The sequence below is a fragment of the Pseudomonas sp. NFIX10 genome, assembly GCF_900111955.1.
GTDB lineage: Bacteria > Pseudomonadota > Gammaproteobacteria > Pseudomonadales > Pseudomonadaceae > Aquipseudomonas > Aquipseudomonas fluorescens_AA.
In genome coordinates, this window is record NZ_FOKH01000003.1 from 45,960 (window position 1) to 62,405 (window position 16,446).

The window sequence follows — 16,446 nt, forward strand, 5'->3', positions numbered from 1 at the left end:
TGGGTCAGCTTGTATCGATATTGGCTGATCAGACGCCATCGCGAGCAAGCTCGCTCCCACAGGGCTCGCGTTGGCCTCAAGCCCTGCGCCGCTGCCGCACCAGGTGCTTGAAGCCTTCGAACACCAACACTGCCACGGCCATCCAGATGGGGATGTAGGTCAGCCATTCAGCGGCCTTGATGCTTTCGCCCAACAGCAGCGCAACGCCCAGCAGCAGGACCGGTTCGACGTAACTCAACAAGCCGAACAGGCTGAACGGCAGCAGCCGGCTGGCAACGATGTAGGACACCAGCGCGCTGACGCTGATCACCCCGAGCAACGGGATCAGCAGCGACAGCCGCGGGTATTGATCGAACACGTTGAAACCCTGTTCACCGCTTTGCACGAACCACAGCGCCACGGGCAGCATTAGGGTCATGTCCAGCCAGAGCCCGCCGAGGTTGTCGGTCTTGATGCGTTTGCGCAGGATGAAATAGATCGGGTAGCCGATCACCACCAGCAAGGTTGCCCAGGAAAAACCACCCACCTGGTACAACTCGTTGAACACGCCAAGGGTGGCGAAGAACACGGCGACTTTCTGCAGGTAGGACAGGCGCTCGCCATAGACGATGCGCCCGGTCAGGACCATCGACAGCGGCAGCAGGAAGTACCCCAGCGACACGTCCAGGCTGTAGCCATTGAGCGGCGCCCACATGAACAGCCACAGCTGCGCGCCCATCAGGGCCGAAGAGACGATTGCCGCGATCAATAGCCGTGGCATGGCGATCAGGCGGCGGAGCAGCGCCGTGACCAGGTGCCACTCCCGTACCATCAACATGAACACGGTCATGCATGGCATCGTCAGCAGCATGCGCCAGCCGAAAATCTCCAGGCCGGTCAACGGTGAGAGCAGCGAGGTGTAGTAGTACATGACGGCGAACAGCGCAGAGGCCGAGACCGATAGAGCGATGCCTTTGGACACTGAGGCCTCTTATTTTGATGGGCAGGAACACCGTTGTGGCGAGGGAGCTTGCTCCCGCTCGGCTGCGCAGCGGCCGCAACTGAAGGGGCCGCTGCGCGGCCCAGCGGGAGCAAGCTCCCTCGCCACGTTCTTGTTCGATGAATGATTATGACGTACGCGGAACTCGCCCCGACACGAAATGACTCACATCATTGAACCCCGGCGTCGACGCATGCCCCGGCGTCACCAGCGAATCGATGAAGGCTTCATCTTCCGCGCTGATCTTCACCGCCTGCGCCTTGATGTACGAATCCCACTGCTCCTCGGTGCGCGGCCCGACGATGGCCGAGGTCACGGCGCTGTTGTTCAGCACCCAGGCGATGGCGAACTCGACGATGCCCACGCCCCGGCCCTGGGTGTATTGCAGGATCTGCTGGGCAATGCGCAGGGACTCGACCCGCCATTCGGTTTCCAGGATGCGTTTGTCCTGGCGCCCGGCACGGCTGTTGGCGTCCGGTGCCACATCCGGCGCGTACTTGCCGCTGAGCACGCCGCGGGCCAGCGGGCTGAACGGCACCACGCCAAGGCCATAGTGCTGCGCCGCGGTGATCTGCTCGGTTTCCGCCTGGCGGTTGACGATGTTGTACAGCGGTTGGCTGATCACCGGTCGGTCGATGCCCAGGCTGTCGGCGATCCGGATCACTTCGGCGATGCGCCAGCCACGGTAGTTCGACAGGCCCCAGTAGCGGATCTTGCCCTGGCGAATCAAGTCGCCGACGGTCGACACGGTGACGTGCAGCGGGGTGTTGTGGTCTTCGCGGTGCAGGTAATAGATGTCCAGGTAATCGGTGCCCAGGCGCGTCAGGCTGGCCTCGATGCCATTGAACAGGTGCTTGCGGCTCAGGCCGCTGCGGTTGGGCACGCCATCCGGAGGGCCGAAGCCGACCTTGGTGGCCAGCACCCATTCGTGGCGGTGACGGGCGATCGCCTCGCCGACGATTTCCTCGGAGCGACCGTGGGTGTAGACGTCCGCGGTGTCGATGAAGTTGATGCCCTGGTCCCAGGCCTTGTCGATGATCCGCAGCGAATCCTCGGTGCTGGTCTGTTCGCCGAACATCATCGTGCCCAGGGTCAACGTCGAGACTTGCAACCCGGAATGGCCTAGCGTGCGGTAGCTCATGACAAGATCCTTTTATCCATGGAGAAAGGCTCAATCAAACCCCAGAACCACCGCGCGGATCAAACAGATTTATCAAACACCGCTGAATCCCTGTGGGAGCGAGCTTGCTCGCGATAGCGGTCGAACAGTCAACATCAATGCCGACTGATCCGGCGTTATCGCGAGCAAGCTCGCTCCCACAGGGAAAAATGGGCGTCAGGTGCGCAGGGTGCGGGTCATACGCAGCGCCAGCAGGCTGCCACACACGATCACCCCGGCGAGCAGGTACAACGCCGCGTCGGTCGAGCCGGTGGCGTCCTTGACCCAACCCACCAGGTACGGGCTGAGGAAACCGGCCATCTGACCCATGGAATTGATCAAGGCCAAGCCACCGGCGGCGGCTCCGGCGCTGAGCAGGGCGGTGGGCACCGGCCAGAACATCGGCAGGCCGGTGAGGGCACCCATGGTGGCAATGGACAGGCCGATGATGGCGATGGCCGGGGTGGTGGCGAAGTTGACGGCAATCAGCAGCCCGGTCGCGCCCATCAGCATCGGCACCACCAAGTGCCAGCGACGCTCCTTGTGCAGGTCCGCCGAGCGGCCCACCAGCAACATGAACACCGCTGCCAGCAGGTAAGGGATCGCACTCAGCCAGCCAATCACCAGGTTATCGCTGAAACCCAGGTTCTTGATGATCGACGGCAGCCAGAAGTTGATCGCATAAACGCCGCTCTGGATGCAGAAGTACACCAGGCCGAAGGCCCAGATCGCCGGGTTCTTGAACACCGCGAGCAACGAATCGGTGGCGTTTTTTGGCTTGTTGGCCAGGTCTTCGGCATGGTCGGCGGTGAGCACGGCGCGTTCCTCGGCGGTCAACCATTTGGCGTTGGCGAAGGTGTCGCTGAGCAGGAAGAACGCCAGAGCGCCGAGAATCACCGTCGGGATGCCTTGCAGCAGAAACATCCACTGCCATCCCGCCAGGCCGCCCTGGCCCGCGGCGAAGTGGTTGAAGATCCACCCGGAAAACGGGCTGCCCAACAGGCCGGACACCGGGATGGCCGACATGAACAACGCCATGATCCGGCCGCGACGGAATGTCGGGAACCATTGCGAGAGGTACAGCACCACGCCAGGAAAGAATCCGGCTTCGGCCGCACCCGTGAACAACCGCAGGGTATAGAACTGAGTGGGGGTGGTGACGAACAGCAGGCAGGTCGACAGCGTGCCCCAGGTGATCATCATCAATGCGATCCAGCGCCGGGGGCCGAACCGGGTCAGGGCCAGGTTGCTCGGTACGCCACACAGCACGTAGCCGATGAAGAAAATCCCGGCGCCGAGACCGTACACGGTTTCACTGAATTTCAAGGCATCGAGCATCTGCAGCTTGGCGAAGCCAACGTTGACCCGGTCGAGGTAGTTGAACAGGTAGCAGATGAAGATGAAGGGGATCAAACGCAGGGTGATGCGCTTGTAGACGGTATTCTTTTCGTCGTGGGTAGCCAGGAGGGCTGCTGCGCTCTGGGACATGGCGAGGTCTCTCTTTATTATGATTTTTGCGAGCCAGGGGGTAACGTTGACCGCCCCTTGAGTCTCGGCCAGCCCAAGGTCCGGTGTCTTTGTGCTTGAGCACAGGATTTGAATGCCGGTCCTGTGCGCCTGACCAACCCCATGCCTGATAACAACAATTCATGTCCCCTGCAAGGAACACCGCCCATGTTCGAACTCGATCACGACCTGGCACAGGACATCGTCGACCGGGCGATGGCGATCCTGCCGTATAACGTCAATGTCATGGACAATCAGGGCCTGATCCTCGGCAGTGGCGAGCGCGAGCGGGTCAATACGCGCCATGAGGGTGCGCAACTGGTCCTGGCCAATGGCCGGGTGGTGGAAATCGACGAGCACACCGCGATGCACCTCAAGGGCGTGCAGCCGGGAATCAACTTGCCGCTGATGCTCGATCAACGGCTGATCGGCGTCCTGGGCATCACCGGCGAGCCTGCGCAACTGCGTACCTATGCCGAACTGGTGCGCATGACCGCGGAGATGCTGGTGGGCCAGCGCAACCAGCAGGCCGAACAGCAATGGCGCCGCCAGCGTTGCGATGACTTGCTGGCGTTGCTGCTGGGGGACGCCGGGGATTCGCCACGACTGCTGGACGAAGCCCGGCAATTGGGGCTCAAGCCACAATTATCGCGGGTGCCGTACCTGTTCGAACTGGGCCTGGAGCACGGGTCCGGCCAGACCGTCGAGACATTGAGCGCCTGGCTGATGTCTCGCTACCCGGACAGTTGGTGCCTGACGTCGTCCGAATCTTCCTTGCTGTGGTGCCGGCCGGTGACCGCCTCGGTGGAGAACGAGCGCCTGCTGGGCAAGCTCGACGGGTTGGGCTGGTGCATTCTGCGCGTGGCGGTGGGCGGCCAGGCCGAAGGGCTCGCGGGCCTGCGTCGTTGCTACCGGCGAGTCGGGGACCTGCTGGCCTACGGGCGCGATGTGTTGCCGCAGTCGCGAATGCTGATCCTCAACCGTTATCGCTTGCCGGTGATGCTCTGGCGTCATCGCAGCGACGACGCCCTGGATGAATTGCTGACCCCGCTGCGCAAGGTCATCGCCAAGGACAGCAACGGCCAGTTGCTCGCTACCCTACGCAGTTGGTGCGAACACGACGGCCAAAGCCAGGCCTGTGCCGAAGCCCTGGGCATCCACCGCAACAGCCTGCGCTACCGCATGGAACGCATCGCCGAGCTCAGCGGCGTGGATCCGTTGCGGCTAGATGGGATGCTGGCGTTGTACCTGGGAGTGCAACTGTTGCCGCAGACCGAAAGCACACCGCTATAACCCTGTGGGAGCGAGCTTGCTCGCGATGACGGTGGCACATCCAATACCTGTGCAAGCTGACACACCGCTATCGTGAGCAAGCTCGCTCCCACAGTTTGATCTGCGGCACTACTTCTGTGGGAGCGAGCCTGCTCGCGATGAGGCCGGCAGCTTCAACCTGAATCCTCCTGGAAAACCGGTATTTGTGAAAGTGAACAATAATGCCCGGTGTCTTTTGTGCGGCAGACCGGCGTCACGGCTGCGGTCAACTGGCAGCATGGCGTGCATCGGAACCGGAGAATCATATGAAAATAGTCATCGCCCCCGACTCGTTCAAGGACAGCCTCAGTGCCCAGGGCGTCGCCGATGCCATTGCCCAGGGGTTGGCTCAGGTCTGGCCGGATGCCCAGTTGGTCAAGTGTCCAATGGCCGACGGCGGCGAGGGGACGGTGGAGTCGGTGCTGGCCGCCTGCAACGGTGAGTGGCGTCACACCCGGGTCCGCGGCCCCCTGGGCACTCCCGTCGAGGCCCGCTGGGGCTGGTTGGCCGACAGCCGCACCGCGATCATCGAGATGGCCGAAGCCAGTGGCTTGCAGCTCGTGCCACCGGAGCAGCGCGATGCCTGTTCCAGCAGCACCTACGGCACCGGCGAGTTGATCCGTGCCGCCTTGGACGAAGGGGCCGGGCGGGTGATCCTGGCCATCGGCGGCAGTGCCACCAACGATGGCGGTGCCGGCGCGATGCAGGCCCTGGGCGTGGCGTTGCTGGATGACCAGGGCCAACCCCTTCCGCCCGGCGGACTGGCTTTGGCGAACCTGGCGCGCATCGACCTGGGCGACCTGGATCCGCGCTTGTCCCAGGTCAGTTTCGAGATCGCCGCCGATGTCGATAACCCGTTGTGCGGGCCCCATGGCGCTTCCGCGGTCTTTGGGCCACAGAAGGGCGCCTCGGCCTCTCAAGTGCAGGCATTGGACCGGGCCCTGGGGCATTTTGCCGAACACTGCGCCCGGACGTTGAATAAGGACGTGCGTGACGAGCCGGGCAGCGGCGCCGCCGGTGGCCTGGGGTTCGCGGCCAAGGCGTTTTTGGGGGCGCAGTTTCGTGCCGGCGTGGATGTCGTCGCCCAACTGACCGGGCTGGCCGATGCGGTCAGCGGCGCCGACCTGGTGATCACCGGCGAAGGCCGTTTCGACGCCCAGACCCTGCGCGGCAAGACCCCCTTCGGCGTGGCCCGTATCGCCCGCCAGCACGGCGTACCGGTGGTGGTCATTGCCGGCACGCTGGGGGAGGGTTACCAGGCACTGTATGAGCATGGCATCGACGCCGCCTTCGCCCTAGCCAGCGGGCCGATGACCCTGCAAGAAGCCTGCGCCGACGCCCCGCGCCTGCTGAGCGAGCGCGCCCGGGATATCGCCCGGCTTTGGCGGGTGGCGGCCCGATAGCCCCTCACCACAAAAGCGCTGGCGCGGAGTGTGATTTGAGATAGGGTTGAGGCTGGACATCGCGCAACCAGGAGACGTACATGCGCTTTTCAGCCTTGACCCAACGCATCACCGGCGACGGTGCCGCTGCCTGGGATATTCACGACCGGGCGCTGGCCATGCGCGAACAGGGCATGGATGTGTTGCTGTTGTCGGTGGGCGACCCGGACTTCGACACGCCGCGCGCCATCGTCGACGCCGCGGTGGGCAGCCTGCGGGCTGGCGACACCCATTATTCCGACATCCGCGGCCTGCACACCCTGCGTTCCAGCATTGCCCGGCGTCACCGCCAGCGTTGCGGCCAACCAGTGGGCGCCGAACACGTCACCGTGTTGCCAGGGGCGCAATGCGGGGTGTATGCGGTCGCGCAATGCCTGCTCAACCCTGGCGACGAAGTCATCGTCGCTGAGCCGATGTATGTCACCTACGAAGCGGTGTTCGGCGCCTGCGGGGCAAAAGTGGTGCCGGTAGCGGTCCGCCCGGAGAACGGTTTTCGGGTCGAACCGGCGGACGTTGCCCGTCTTGTGACCCCGCGTACCCGGGCGATGCTGCTCAACAGCCCGAACAACCCGTCCGGTGCCAGCCTGCCGATGCCCACCTGGCAAGCCTTGGCGCGGTTGTGCATCGAACATGACCTGTGGCTGATCAGTGACGAGGTCTACAGCGACCTGATCTACGAAGGCGAACACATCAGCCCGGCCAGCCTGCCAGGCATGGCCGAGCGCACGGCGACAATCAACAGCCTGTCCAAATCCCACGCCATGACGGGGTGGCGCATCGGCTGGGTCATCGGGCCGCAGGCGCTGGCCGGGCATTTGGCGAACCTGTCGCTGTGCATGCTGTTCGGCTTGCCGGATTTCGTGCAACGCGCCGCCCAGGTAGCCCTGGAGCAGGATTTGCCCGAAGTGGCGCAGATGCACGAGCAATATCGCCAGCGTCGCGACCTGGTGTGCGCCATGCTCGATGACTGCCCGGGTCTCAAGCCGGTGCGGCCTGACGGCGGCATGTTCGTGATGGTCGACGTGCGCCAGACCGGCCTCGATGCCCAGGCGTTCGCCGAGCGGCTGCTGGACGGATATGGCGTGTCGGTCCTGGCCGGCGAGGCGTTCGGACCGAGTGCGGCGGGGCATATCCGGATTGGGTTGGTGGTCGATCAGGTGAAGTTGGCGGAGGCCTGCAGGCGGATTGCCTCGTGTGCCGGTCAGTCCTTACAAATGCGCTGAAGTTTCACAATGCTCAATCGCAGTGTATTCACAAAGAGCTCACGATCCAGAAAAGGGGGAATCCGGTAAAGCTTTGTAGGCAGTGTGTGAAATTGTGTAAGGGATTTAGCGCTGGGTGAGCGAGGGCGTATATCCTTGGCAGCTTGAGATTTTTCTGCGCCTGTTACACCGCTATCGCGAGCAAGCTCGCTCCCACAGTGGTTTTGTGTCGTCCCCAAGACTCTTGTGGGAGCGAGCTTGCTCGCGATAGCGGCATTGCCGGCGCCACAGCATTTTCTGGAAACACATGGCCAACATCCTCCTGGTGGAAGACGACACCGCACTCTCTGAACTGATCGCCAGTTACCTGGAGCGCAACGGCTATCAGGTCAGCGTCCTCAGCCGTGGCGATCATGTGTGTGAGCGGGCGCGGGTCGATCCGCCGGACCTGGTGATCCTCGACCTGATGCTACCGGGGCTGGACGGCCTGCAGGTCTGCCGCCTGTTGCGGACCGACTCGGCGACCTTGCCGATTCTGATGCTCACCGCCCGGGATGACAGTCACGACCAGGTACTGGGTCTGGAGATGGGCGCCGACGACTACGTCACCAAGCCTTGCGAGCCCCGGGTATTGCTGGCGCGGGTGCGCACCTTGTTACGGCGCAGTAGCCTCATCGAGCCGCAGACGGCCAACGACCGCATCCTGGTGGGCAACCTGTGCATCGACCTGTCCGAGCGCACGGTGACCTGGCGCGGGCAGGCGGTGGAATTGTCCAGTGGCGAATACAACCTGCTGGTGGTGCTGGCCCGGCATTCCGGCGAAGTGCTGAGCCGCGACCAGATCCTGCAGCGCCTGCGGGGTATCGAATTCAACGGTACCGACCGTTCGGTGGACGTGGCGATTTCCAAGTTACGACGCAAGTTCGACGACAACGCCGACGAAGCCCGCAAGATCAAGACCGTGTGGGGCAAGGGCTACTTGTTCAGCCGTTCCGAGTGGGAATGCTGAGCCGATGTGGAAGCTGCTGATCCGCCTGTACCTGGTCACCATCGTGTCCTACAGCGCGGCGATCTACCTGATGCCGGAACTGGTGGTGCGCCTGTTCCACGAGCGTTTCCTGACCTACAACCTCGATTATTCCCGGGGCCTGCAAACCTTGTTGGTCAAGCAATTCCGCGCTGTGCCCAGCGAACAGTGGCCGACGCTGGCGGCGCAGATGGACAAGGAGTTCGACCCGCTGCGCATTCAACTGGCCGCCATTGATGACAACGGTTTCAGCGCCGAGGAACAGACGCGTCTCAAGCGTGGCGAGAATGTGGTGCGCCTCGGTGACTGGGCCTGGCGAACCCTGGCGGCGGCGCCGCTGGATGAGCGCACGGCGGTGAAGATGGTCGTGCCGCCGGACCCGGCCGATGTCAGCTGGTTGTACTGGAGCATCAACGTGTTGATCGGCGCGACGATGCTGGCCTGCCTGTTGCTCTGGTTGCGGCCTCACTGGCGCGACCTGGAACGCCTGCGGCGCACCGCCGAGCGTTTCGGCAAAGGTCATCTGGGGGAGCGTACGCACATCGCCTCCAGTTCGAATATCGGCAGCCTGGCCCACGTGTTCGACACGATGGCGGGGGACATCGAGAACCTGCTCAACCAACAGCGGGATCTGCTCAACGCCGTGTCCCACGAACTGCGCACGCCCCTGACGCGGCTCGACTTCGGCCTGGCCCTGGCGCTGTCCGATGACCTGCCGGCACCCAGTCGCGAGCGTCTGCAAGGGCTGGTGGCGCACATTCGCGAGCTGGATGAGTTGGTGTTGGAGCTGCTGTCCTACAGCCGGTTGCAAAACCCGCAACGCTTGCCCGAACGGGTCGAAGTGGCACTGGATGAGTTTGTCGACAGCATCCTGGGCAGCGTCGACGAGGACCTGACGGCACCGGACGTGGTGATTGATGTGTTGTTGCATGGGACGCTGGAGCGTTTCGTGCTGGACCCACGGCTGACCGCACGGGCGTTGCAGAACCTGCTGCGCAATGCCATGCGGTATTGCGAAAAGCACATCCAGATCGGCGTGCTGGTGGGGGATCGAGGCTGTGAGATCTGGGTCGACGACGACGGCATCGGCATTCCCGACAGCGAACGCGAGCGGGTGTTCGAGCCGTTCTACCGCCTGGACCGCAGCCGCGACCGCGCCACGGGCGGCTTTGGCCTCGGCCTGGCCATCAGCCGCCGGGCTCTGGAAGCCCAGGGCGGCACCTTGACGGTGGAAGCCTCGCCACTGGGCGGGGCACGTTTCAGGCTGTGGCTGCCAACACCGCCCTGAAGCCTGTGGCGAGGGCGCTTGCTCCCGCTGGACCGCGAAGCGGTCCCAATGGCCCCTTACCCAAACAACCCCGCCGCAATATTGATCGAAAACCCCAGGATCGCCGTGTTGAACACAAACCCGATCAACGATTGCGCCAATACGATCTTGCGTAATTGCCGCGTGGCAACCCCCACATCCGAGGTCTGCACCGCGACCCCGATGGTGAAAGAGAAATACAGAAAATCCCAATAGTTGGGCGTGGTCAGCCCTTCGGCAAACCGCAACGCCGGCTCCTTGCCCTCCCAGGTGTAATACAGCCGTGCGTAGTGAACGCTGAAAATCACCCCGATCAGCAACCATGAACCGATCACGGTCATTGCCGTGAAGCCGTAATGCAACAGCTTGCCAGCGGCTTGCAGGTCGCGGCTGCCGGCCAGCTCGAAGGTGATGGTCGCCAGGCTGGCCAATGCCGCGACGCAGACCGTCAGCAGCACCAGCCCGGCATTTTCATCTTCAATTTCGGCGATGCGCTTCACATCGGGCGCCTTGGCCCGCACGGTCAGCCAGAACATCAGCACCAGGTAGGTCCAGACCCCGGCATTCCAGCCGATCAGGATCTTGCTGATGATCGAGTCTACGGGAGCCAGGATACCCACCGCCAGGCCAAGGACCGTGGCGCTGGAAAGACGCGGGTGAGTGCGGGCGAGGAAGGGCATGGAGGCTCACTGTCCGGAAAAGAGGCGCCTAGTAGTATGAGGCATCAAGCGAAGGGGCGACTGTCTATCGCGCTGGATTCGATCAATTGCACGCCCGCTTCCTGCATCCGCCGGATCGCCGCCTCCATCGAGCCCTCCCTGTCGATGCCCCGGCAGGCGTCTTGAGGTAGCCGGTCAAAACCGGTCGGGGTCTGGTGGTCCGCTTCCATGGCCCGGGGCCCGTGTGCAGACTGACTCACCGCTATCGCGAGCAAGCTCGCTCCCACACTGGATCTCCAGTGAATCTAAAACCTGCGCCCGGCCTAAATCCCACTGTGGGAGCGAGCTTGCTCGCGATGACGGCGGCTCATTCAACATTGATGCAAGCTGACCCACCGCTTTCGCGAGCAAGCCCGCTCCCACATTGGAGCTGCGGTGAACGCATGATGGATGGCTTGCAAAAAAATCTCCCGGCTCGGGGAGTGTCTTTCGTCGAAAATATTCCAGCGTTGATGGCTTTTTGATATTTGCTTCGTGCGTCCCTGTCACGATTCAGTACAATCGCCGACCTCTGACCGGGCATGGAAGCAGTACGGCTCTTCTGTTACGAGAAAAAACCATGCTCATCGGCAGTTATTCCCCCGCCCTTGTTTCGATTTCCTTGTTTGTTGCCGTGCTGGCTTCCTACACCGCGCTGGATCTGGCCGGGCGTATCGCGACCGCCCAGGGGCGTGCCGCGCATTTATGGATGACCGGGGGCGCGCTGGCGATGGGGGTGGGCATCTGGTCCATGCACTTCATCGGCATGCTGGCGTTCACCTTGCCGGTTGAGCTTGGCTACGATGTCTCGATCACCGCGCTGTCGCTGCTGACCGCCATTCTTTCCAGCGGTTTTGCCCTGTGGCTGGTCAGCCAGCCGCGATTGCCGGCGTGGCAGTTGGCATTCGGTGCACTGATCATGGGCGCCGGGATCAGCGCCATGCATTACACCGGCATGGCCGCGCTGCGGATGCAGCCGGGCATCGATTATGACCCGACGCTGTTCGGGGCTTCGTTGGTGATTGCTGTCGGCGCGTCGGCGGCGGCGCTGTGGATTGCCTTTCGCCTGCGCCAGAACAGCCCCCACGTGCGTCTGGCGCGCGCGGGCGCTGCGGTGGTCATGGGCATCGCCATCGTCGGCATGCACTACACCGGCATGGCCGGGGCGCGGTTCAGCGAGGGCAGTTTCTGTGGTTCTCTGGACGGCTTGAGCGGCAAGGGCCTGGACAATCTGGTGTTGATCACCACCCTGGCGGTGTTGGCCATTGCCTTGCTGACATCGATTCTCGATGCGCGCCTGGAAGCCCGCACCGCCGAGCTGGCCCAGTCCCTGACCCGGGCCAACCGGGAGCTGACGCAGTTGGCCCTGCACGATCCCCTCACCGGGCTGCCCAACCGTGTGCTGCTGGCCGACCGGATCGACCAGGCCATGCATCGGGTGCAAGAGCAGGGCGGCTGCTTCGCCTTGATGTTCATCGACCTCGATGGTTTCAAGCCGGTCAACGATGCCTTTGGTCACCACATGGGCGACCTGTTGCTGCGGGACGTGGCCCTGCGCCTGCGCGAAGACCTGCGCAGCCAGGACACCCTGGCGCGGATCGGTGGTGACGAATTCGTGCTGTTGGTGCAACTGGCCGAGCCCGACGATGCCCTGCGACTGGCGGCACGCCAGGTCGGCTTGATCGGGCGCACGTTCCGGGTGTCTGAGCATGACTTGCAGATCTCCGCCAGCGTCGGCATCGCCCTTTACCCTGGCAACGGTCAGAGCGCTGAAGAGCTGCTGATGAACGCCGACGCGGCGATGTACCACGCCAAGGGCGCCGGCAAAAATGGCTACAGTTTTTTCGACGCCTCGATGAACAGTAACGCCCGCAAGCAATTGCAGCTGTTGCAAGACTTGCGCATGGCCGTCGAACAGCGACAGTTCAGCCTGCATTACCAGCCCAAGTTCGACGCGGCCAATGGCCGTCCGGTCGGGGCCGAAGCCTTGTTGCGCTGGACCCACCCGACCCAAGGCCTGTTGATGCCCGACACGTTCATCGACCTGGCGGAAAAGACCGGGTTGATCATCCCTATCGGCGAATGGGTGTTGAACGAAGCCTGCCGGCAGATGCGCGAATGGTACGTGCTCGGTTATACCGACTGGCGCATCGCGGTGAACCTCTCGGCCTTGCAGTTCTGCCACACCGGTTTGGTGCAGAGCGTGGCCAAGGCGTTGGAAACGCACAAGCTGCCGGCCAACAGCCTGACCCTGGAAATCACCGAAACCACCGCCATGAGCGATGCGGACGCGAGCATGACGGTGTTGCAACTGCTCTCGGACATGGGCGTGGATTTGTCCATCGACGACTTCGGCACCGGCTATTCGAGCCTGATGTACCTCAAGCGCCTGCCGGCCAACGAGCTGAAGATCGATCGCGGCTTCGTGCGGGACCTGGAGCACGACAGCGATGACGCGGCCATCGTCTCGGCCATCGTTGCCCTCGGCCAGGCCCTGGACCTGCGGATTGTCGCCGAAGGCGTGGAGACCGACATGCAACAAGACTTCCTGACCCAGTTGGGTTGCGATTCGCTGCAGGGCTATCTGTTGGGCCATCCGCTGCCGGCCGAGCGTTTCCTGCAGGACATTCGCCAGGCGAAAACCATGGCGATAGCCTGACCCCCTCAGGAGACGATATCGAACGCCGTGCTGCCCAGCCGCTCGCCGTTGACCAGCAGGTGCACGGCATGCCGGCCCGCGTAGTGTTTGCGGGTGGTCAGCTCGCGAATATGTTGCGAACGGCTGAGGTTGACGCGACCCTGGGCGGGCAAGTCGAAGGTCTTGAGTTTGAAGACTTTGGCCGAGGTGCCGCCCGAGGCTTTCACGTAGTCGACGGCGTAGTCGATCACCAGGCGCTGGCTCTGCCCGAGGGTTGATTGCACCGTGAAGGACAGCGTGACCTGTTCTCCCAAGCGAATCACCGCCGGTGTCACCTGCAAATCCAGCACTTGGACCTGCGCCTTGCCGCCGGCGCCGATGACCCCCAGCGCCCTCGGGTTACCTTGTTTGATCAAGCTACGCAGCGCATGCCGGGCAATCCACGCGGTGTGGCGGTCTTGCAATGGCCAGCCTTCGATCTGGTCCAGCACCCAGTCGGGATGCTGCTTGGTGACGTCGTTGAGGTGGTTGGCCACGGATTTGCGCACATAAAGGCTCTCGTCGCCCTTGAGCGTGTCGAGGATCGCGGCGGCCAGGTCGGGGTTGGCCTGGATCGGTTCCAGGTGAAACGACCACGGCAGGCGCGGCCGACTACCTTCGCTGGCCAGGCGGCGCACGTGCTCGTTGGCGTCCAGGGCCCAGCCGTGCATGACCTTGAGGGTGCGCTCCAGATCGTCCCGCAAGAAGTGCCGCACGGCGAACTCCGACGAGCCGAACCGAGTGAAATACTGGAGCGCGTCCAACGACACGTCGAAGTGATTGCGGCCGTAAGACGCCACGTAGTGCGGCAGGAACATGCTGACGAACATGCTGTTCAGGCGCGGGGCCAGGGCGCGCAGCACCTCCAGCGACGCTTCATAATCGAGAGGCAGCACAGCGTGCAGGCACTCGCTGACCCGGGCCATGCGCTGCATCACCGACAACTCGGCCAGCCCGTCGTTGGCCATGCGCAAGAATGCCTTGGCGTCGAATGCCGGATACACCGCGCGCATTTCGCTGGCGATGTGTTCCAGGCGGGCGCTGTTGAAGATTTCCTTGAGGGCAGGGGAGGCAGTGGTCGGGGTCGTCATGGCAGGGTCCGTCGTGCAGGGGCTGTCACTATATCCCGTGGCGAGGGAGCTTGCTCCCGCTCGGCTGCGTTGTAGGAGCTGCCGAAGGCTGCGATCTTTTGATCTTTCGCTTGGGATTCAAGTGTTTTGGGAAAGATCGCAGCCTCGTTGTACTCGACAGCTCCTACGAGTTCCTACGAGCTTCTACGGTAAAAGGAATGATTTGCCGCCCGCGAAGTCCCAGATTCAGTCCCTCGAATAACTGGAGTTTTTTCTATGCGCAAACCCACCCTGATCGCCAGCCTGGTCCTGATTGCCAGCCTTGGAACAACCCTTGGGCCTGTTGCGCAAGCGGTCGAGAAAACCGGAGACGCCCTGGAGCATTCGCCGAGCAATGGCCGCAGGCTGGTGGAGAACGACCGGGTACCGGCGGACTACCAGCGCGCGGACAGGGCCATGAAAGACTGGAAGCAGAAGAAACTGGAACAGCCGACAAGCGAGCAGCAATGGGTGCAGATCGACGACAAGTACCTGCTGATCGAAACCGTGTCCGGCGCGATCGTCAAGATCGTACCGGCCACACGTTAAATCTTCAGAGCACTTCGCCTTTGTCCCATAGGTGAACCAACTCGCCGGGTGCCCGGTCCTCGGGCACCTGCAGCACCATCTCGTCGTCCTGGTCGTTGGCGCGATAACGCACCTCGATCTGGAAAAACCGCTGGTCGCCGCGCCCGGGCGTGGAGGAGGTCAGCGGCAGGCAGCCCTCCAGGACCGAACAGATGCGTGTGCGCTGGTCGAGGTCGCACTGGGCGAACTCGATTTCCCGTGGCCGGGTCAACGCATGGATGGCGGCCACGCCGCCCTGGCGCGATAGCCGTACCACGGCTTTGTCGTCGAGGTCTGGAAGGGTTTTCATCAGCTCTCCTGTGTCAGGTCGACGCCGACCTGGGCCCAGCCGTTCTGTACCGCTTGCACTTCCCGCGTGCCGAAGCGCTGGCGGGCATGCTCGACGGTCAGGCGGGCGAAGGCGCTGAAGGACGCGTCATTGGCCAGTCTTCGGTCGCACAAGGTTTCATACCAGATCCGGCCGGCCTTTTCCCAGGCAAATCCGCCCAGCGTGGTCGCTACCAGATAAAAGGCCCGGTTGGGAATGCCGGAGTTGATGTGCACGCCACCGTTGTCTTCACGGGTAATCACGAATTCGCGCATGTGCGCCGGTTGCGGGTCCTTGCCCAGCAGCGGGTCATCGTAGGCGCTGCCGGGGTTGGACATGCTGCGCAGGCCGTCGCCGTTGATCTTGTCGGTGAGCAGGTCGGCGCCGATCAGCCAGTCGGCCTGGTCGGCGGTCTGTTCGAGCACGAACTGCTTGACCAGCACACCGAACACGTCGGAGATGGACTCGTTCAGCGCACCGGACTGGTTGGCATAGATCAATCCGGCTTCGCTTTCGGTGACGCCATGGGCCAGTTCGTGGGCCACCACGTCCAGGGAGCGGGTGAAGCGCTGGAAGATTTCGCCGTCACCGTCGCCAAACACCATCTGTGCGCCGTTCCAGAAGGCGTTTTCATAGCCCTGGCCGTAATGCACGCTGCCCACCAGGGCGAAGCCTTTGTTGTCGATGGAATCGCGCCCCAGGACCTTCCAGAAAAAATCGTAGGTGGCGCCCAGGGCGTCGTAGGCCTCGTCCACGGCGGGATCGCCACTGGCCCGCTGGCCTTCCAGGCGTACCGGCTGGCCGGGCAGTTCCATGCTGTTCTGGGCGTCATGCACGCTGCGTTGCGGGTGTCCGGCCTTGCCGGGCTTGGGCAGCGCCGCCGCGACGGGCGGGGAGCTAGGCGGGCCAGGGTTGTGCCGCAGGTTGCGCACGTGGGTCAAGGTGCCGAGGGCGCTGGAGCGTTGCTGTTCGGAACCGTGGGCAATGATGCGATTGAGGATGTACGGTGGAATGAAGCCGTGGAGCGGACGAGAGTCGATCATCAGAAAATCCTTATCTGAAACGCAGGGTCGATACCCATGTGAACCGAATAGGTCGTTGCGGTTCCCTGATGCGTGGCAGACAACGTTTGCCA

At 63.1% G+C, this 16,446-nt stretch carries 15 protein-coding genes; 7 read left to right on the top strand and 8 right to left on the bottom strand.

Annotated elements, in window-relative coordinates:
* Window positions 1–76: 76 nt before the first annotated feature.
* From rarD to BM321_RS03720, 3 genes are all read right to left on the bottom strand, one after another.
* Window positions 77–961: an EamA family transporter RarD gene (rarD, locus tag BM321_RS03705; RefSeq protein ID WP_092441558.1), complete on the bottom strand. Its 885-nt coding sequence runs from the start codon at window positions 959–961 to the stop codon at window positions 77–79.
* 145 nt (window positions 962–1,106) lie between these two features.
* Window positions 1,107–2,120, bottom strand: a complete 1,014-nt coding sequence (locus BM321_RS03715; protein WP_092441560.1) for an aldo/keto reductase — start codon at window positions 2,118–2,120, stop codon at window positions 1,107–1,109.
* 195 nt (window positions 2,121–2,315) lie between these two features.
* The gene (locus BM321_RS03720; protein WP_092441561.1) at window positions 2,316–3,626 is read right to left on the bottom strand and encodes an MFS transporter; all 1,311 of its coding nucleotides are present in this window, start codon (window positions 3,624–3,626) and stop codon (window positions 2,316–2,318) included.
* 186 nt (window positions 3,627–3,812) lie between these two features.
* Here BM321_RS03720 and BM321_RS03725 point away from each other — a divergent pair, with 186 nt between their 5' ends.
* The 5 genes from BM321_RS03725 to BM321_RS03745 all read left to right on the top strand — a co-directional run bounded on the left by BM321_RS03725 (window position 3,813) and on the right by BM321_RS03745 (window position 9,914).
* Window positions 3,813–4,937, top strand: coding sequence for a sugar diacid recognition domain-containing protein (locus BM321_RS03725; protein WP_092441562.1), 1,125 nt, complete (start codon window positions 3,813–3,815; stop codon window positions 4,935–4,937).
* Window positions 4,938–5,221: 284 nt separating this feature from the next.
* Window positions 5,222–6,358 carry a glycerate kinase gene (locus tag BM321_RS03730; protein WP_092441563.1) on the top strand — a complete coding sequence of 379 codons (1,137 nt, stop codon included), beginning with the start codon at window positions 5,222–5,224 and terminating at the stop codon, window positions 6,356–6,358.
* An 80-nt stretch (window positions 6,359–6,438) separates the two neighbouring features.
* A complete protein-coding gene (locus BM321_RS03735; protein ID WP_092441564.1) occupies window positions 6,439–7,620 on the top strand; it encodes a pyridoxal phosphate-dependent aminotransferase in 1,182 nt (393 codons plus the stop codon).
* 286 nt (window positions 7,621–7,906) lie between these two features.
* Window positions 7,907–8,608 carry a response regulator gene (locus tag BM321_RS03740; protein WP_092441565.1) on the top strand — a complete coding sequence of 234 codons (702 nt, stop codon included), beginning with the start codon at window positions 7,907–7,909 and terminating at the stop codon, window positions 8,606–8,608.
* A gap of 4 nt (window positions 8,609–8,612) precedes the next feature.
* Complete coding sequence (locus tag BM321_RS03745; protein WP_092441566.1) at window positions 8,613–9,914, top strand: ATP-binding protein; 1,302 nt, start codon at window positions 8,613–8,615, stop codon at window positions 9,912–9,914.
* A gap of 56 nt (window positions 9,915–9,970) precedes the next feature.
* Here BM321_RS03745 and BM321_RS03750 read toward each other — a convergent pair whose 3' ends face one another.
* Window positions 9,971–10,612, bottom strand: coding sequence for a DUF1345 domain-containing protein (locus BM321_RS03750; RefSeq protein ID WP_060741690.1), 642 nt, complete (start codon window positions 10,610–10,612; stop codon window positions 9,971–9,973).
* Between the two features lie 44 nt (window positions 10,613–10,656).
* Window positions 10,657–10,851: a hypothetical protein gene (locus BM321_RS30395; protein WP_175534893.1), complete on the bottom strand. Its 195-nt coding sequence runs from the start codon at window positions 10,849–10,851 to the stop codon at window positions 10,657–10,659.
* A gap of 359 nt (window positions 10,852–11,210) precedes the next feature.
* Here BM321_RS30395 and BM321_RS03760 point away from each other — a divergent pair, with 359 nt between their 5' ends.
* Entirely contained in the window at window positions 11,211–13,289 is a 2,079-nt protein-coding gene (locus BM321_RS03760; protein ID WP_092441568.1) for a putative bifunctional diguanylate cyclase/phosphodiesterase, read from the top strand.
* A gap of 5 nt (window positions 13,290–13,294) precedes the next feature.
* On the opposite strand, the gene BM321_RS03765 is transcribed toward BM321_RS03760, so the two are convergent.
* The gene (locus BM321_RS03765) at window positions 13,295–14,398 is read right to left on the bottom strand and encodes a DNA alkylation repair protein (RefSeq protein WP_092441569.1); all 1,104 of its coding nucleotides are present in this window, start codon (window positions 14,396–14,398) and stop codon (window positions 13,295–13,297) included.
* 255 nt (window positions 14,399–14,653) lie between these two features.
* On the opposite strand from BM321_RS03765, the gene BM321_RS03770 reads away from it, so the two are divergent.
* Window positions 14,654–14,965, top strand: a complete 312-nt coding sequence (locus BM321_RS03770; protein ID WP_092328025.1) for an RcnB family protein — start codon at window positions 14,654–14,656, stop codon at window positions 14,963–14,965.
* Between the two features lie 4 nt (window positions 14,966–14,969).
* Here the strand turns inward: BM321_RS03770 and BM321_RS03775 are convergent, their stop codons facing one another.
* Window positions 14,970–15,293: a protealysin inhibitor emfourin gene (locus BM321_RS03775; RefSeq protein ID WP_053122893.1), complete on the bottom strand. Its 324-nt coding sequence runs from the start codon at window positions 15,291–15,293 to the stop codon at window positions 14,970–14,972.
* Window positions 15,293–16,354: a M4 family metallopeptidase gene (locus BM321_RS03780; RefSeq protein WP_092328024.1), complete on the bottom strand. Its 1,062-nt coding sequence runs from the start codon at window positions 16,352–16,354 to the stop codon at window positions 15,293–15,295. Before BM321_RS03780 ends, BM321_RS03775 begins: the two co-directional genes overlap by 1 nt.
* Window positions 16,355–16,446 lie beyond the last annotated feature (92 nt).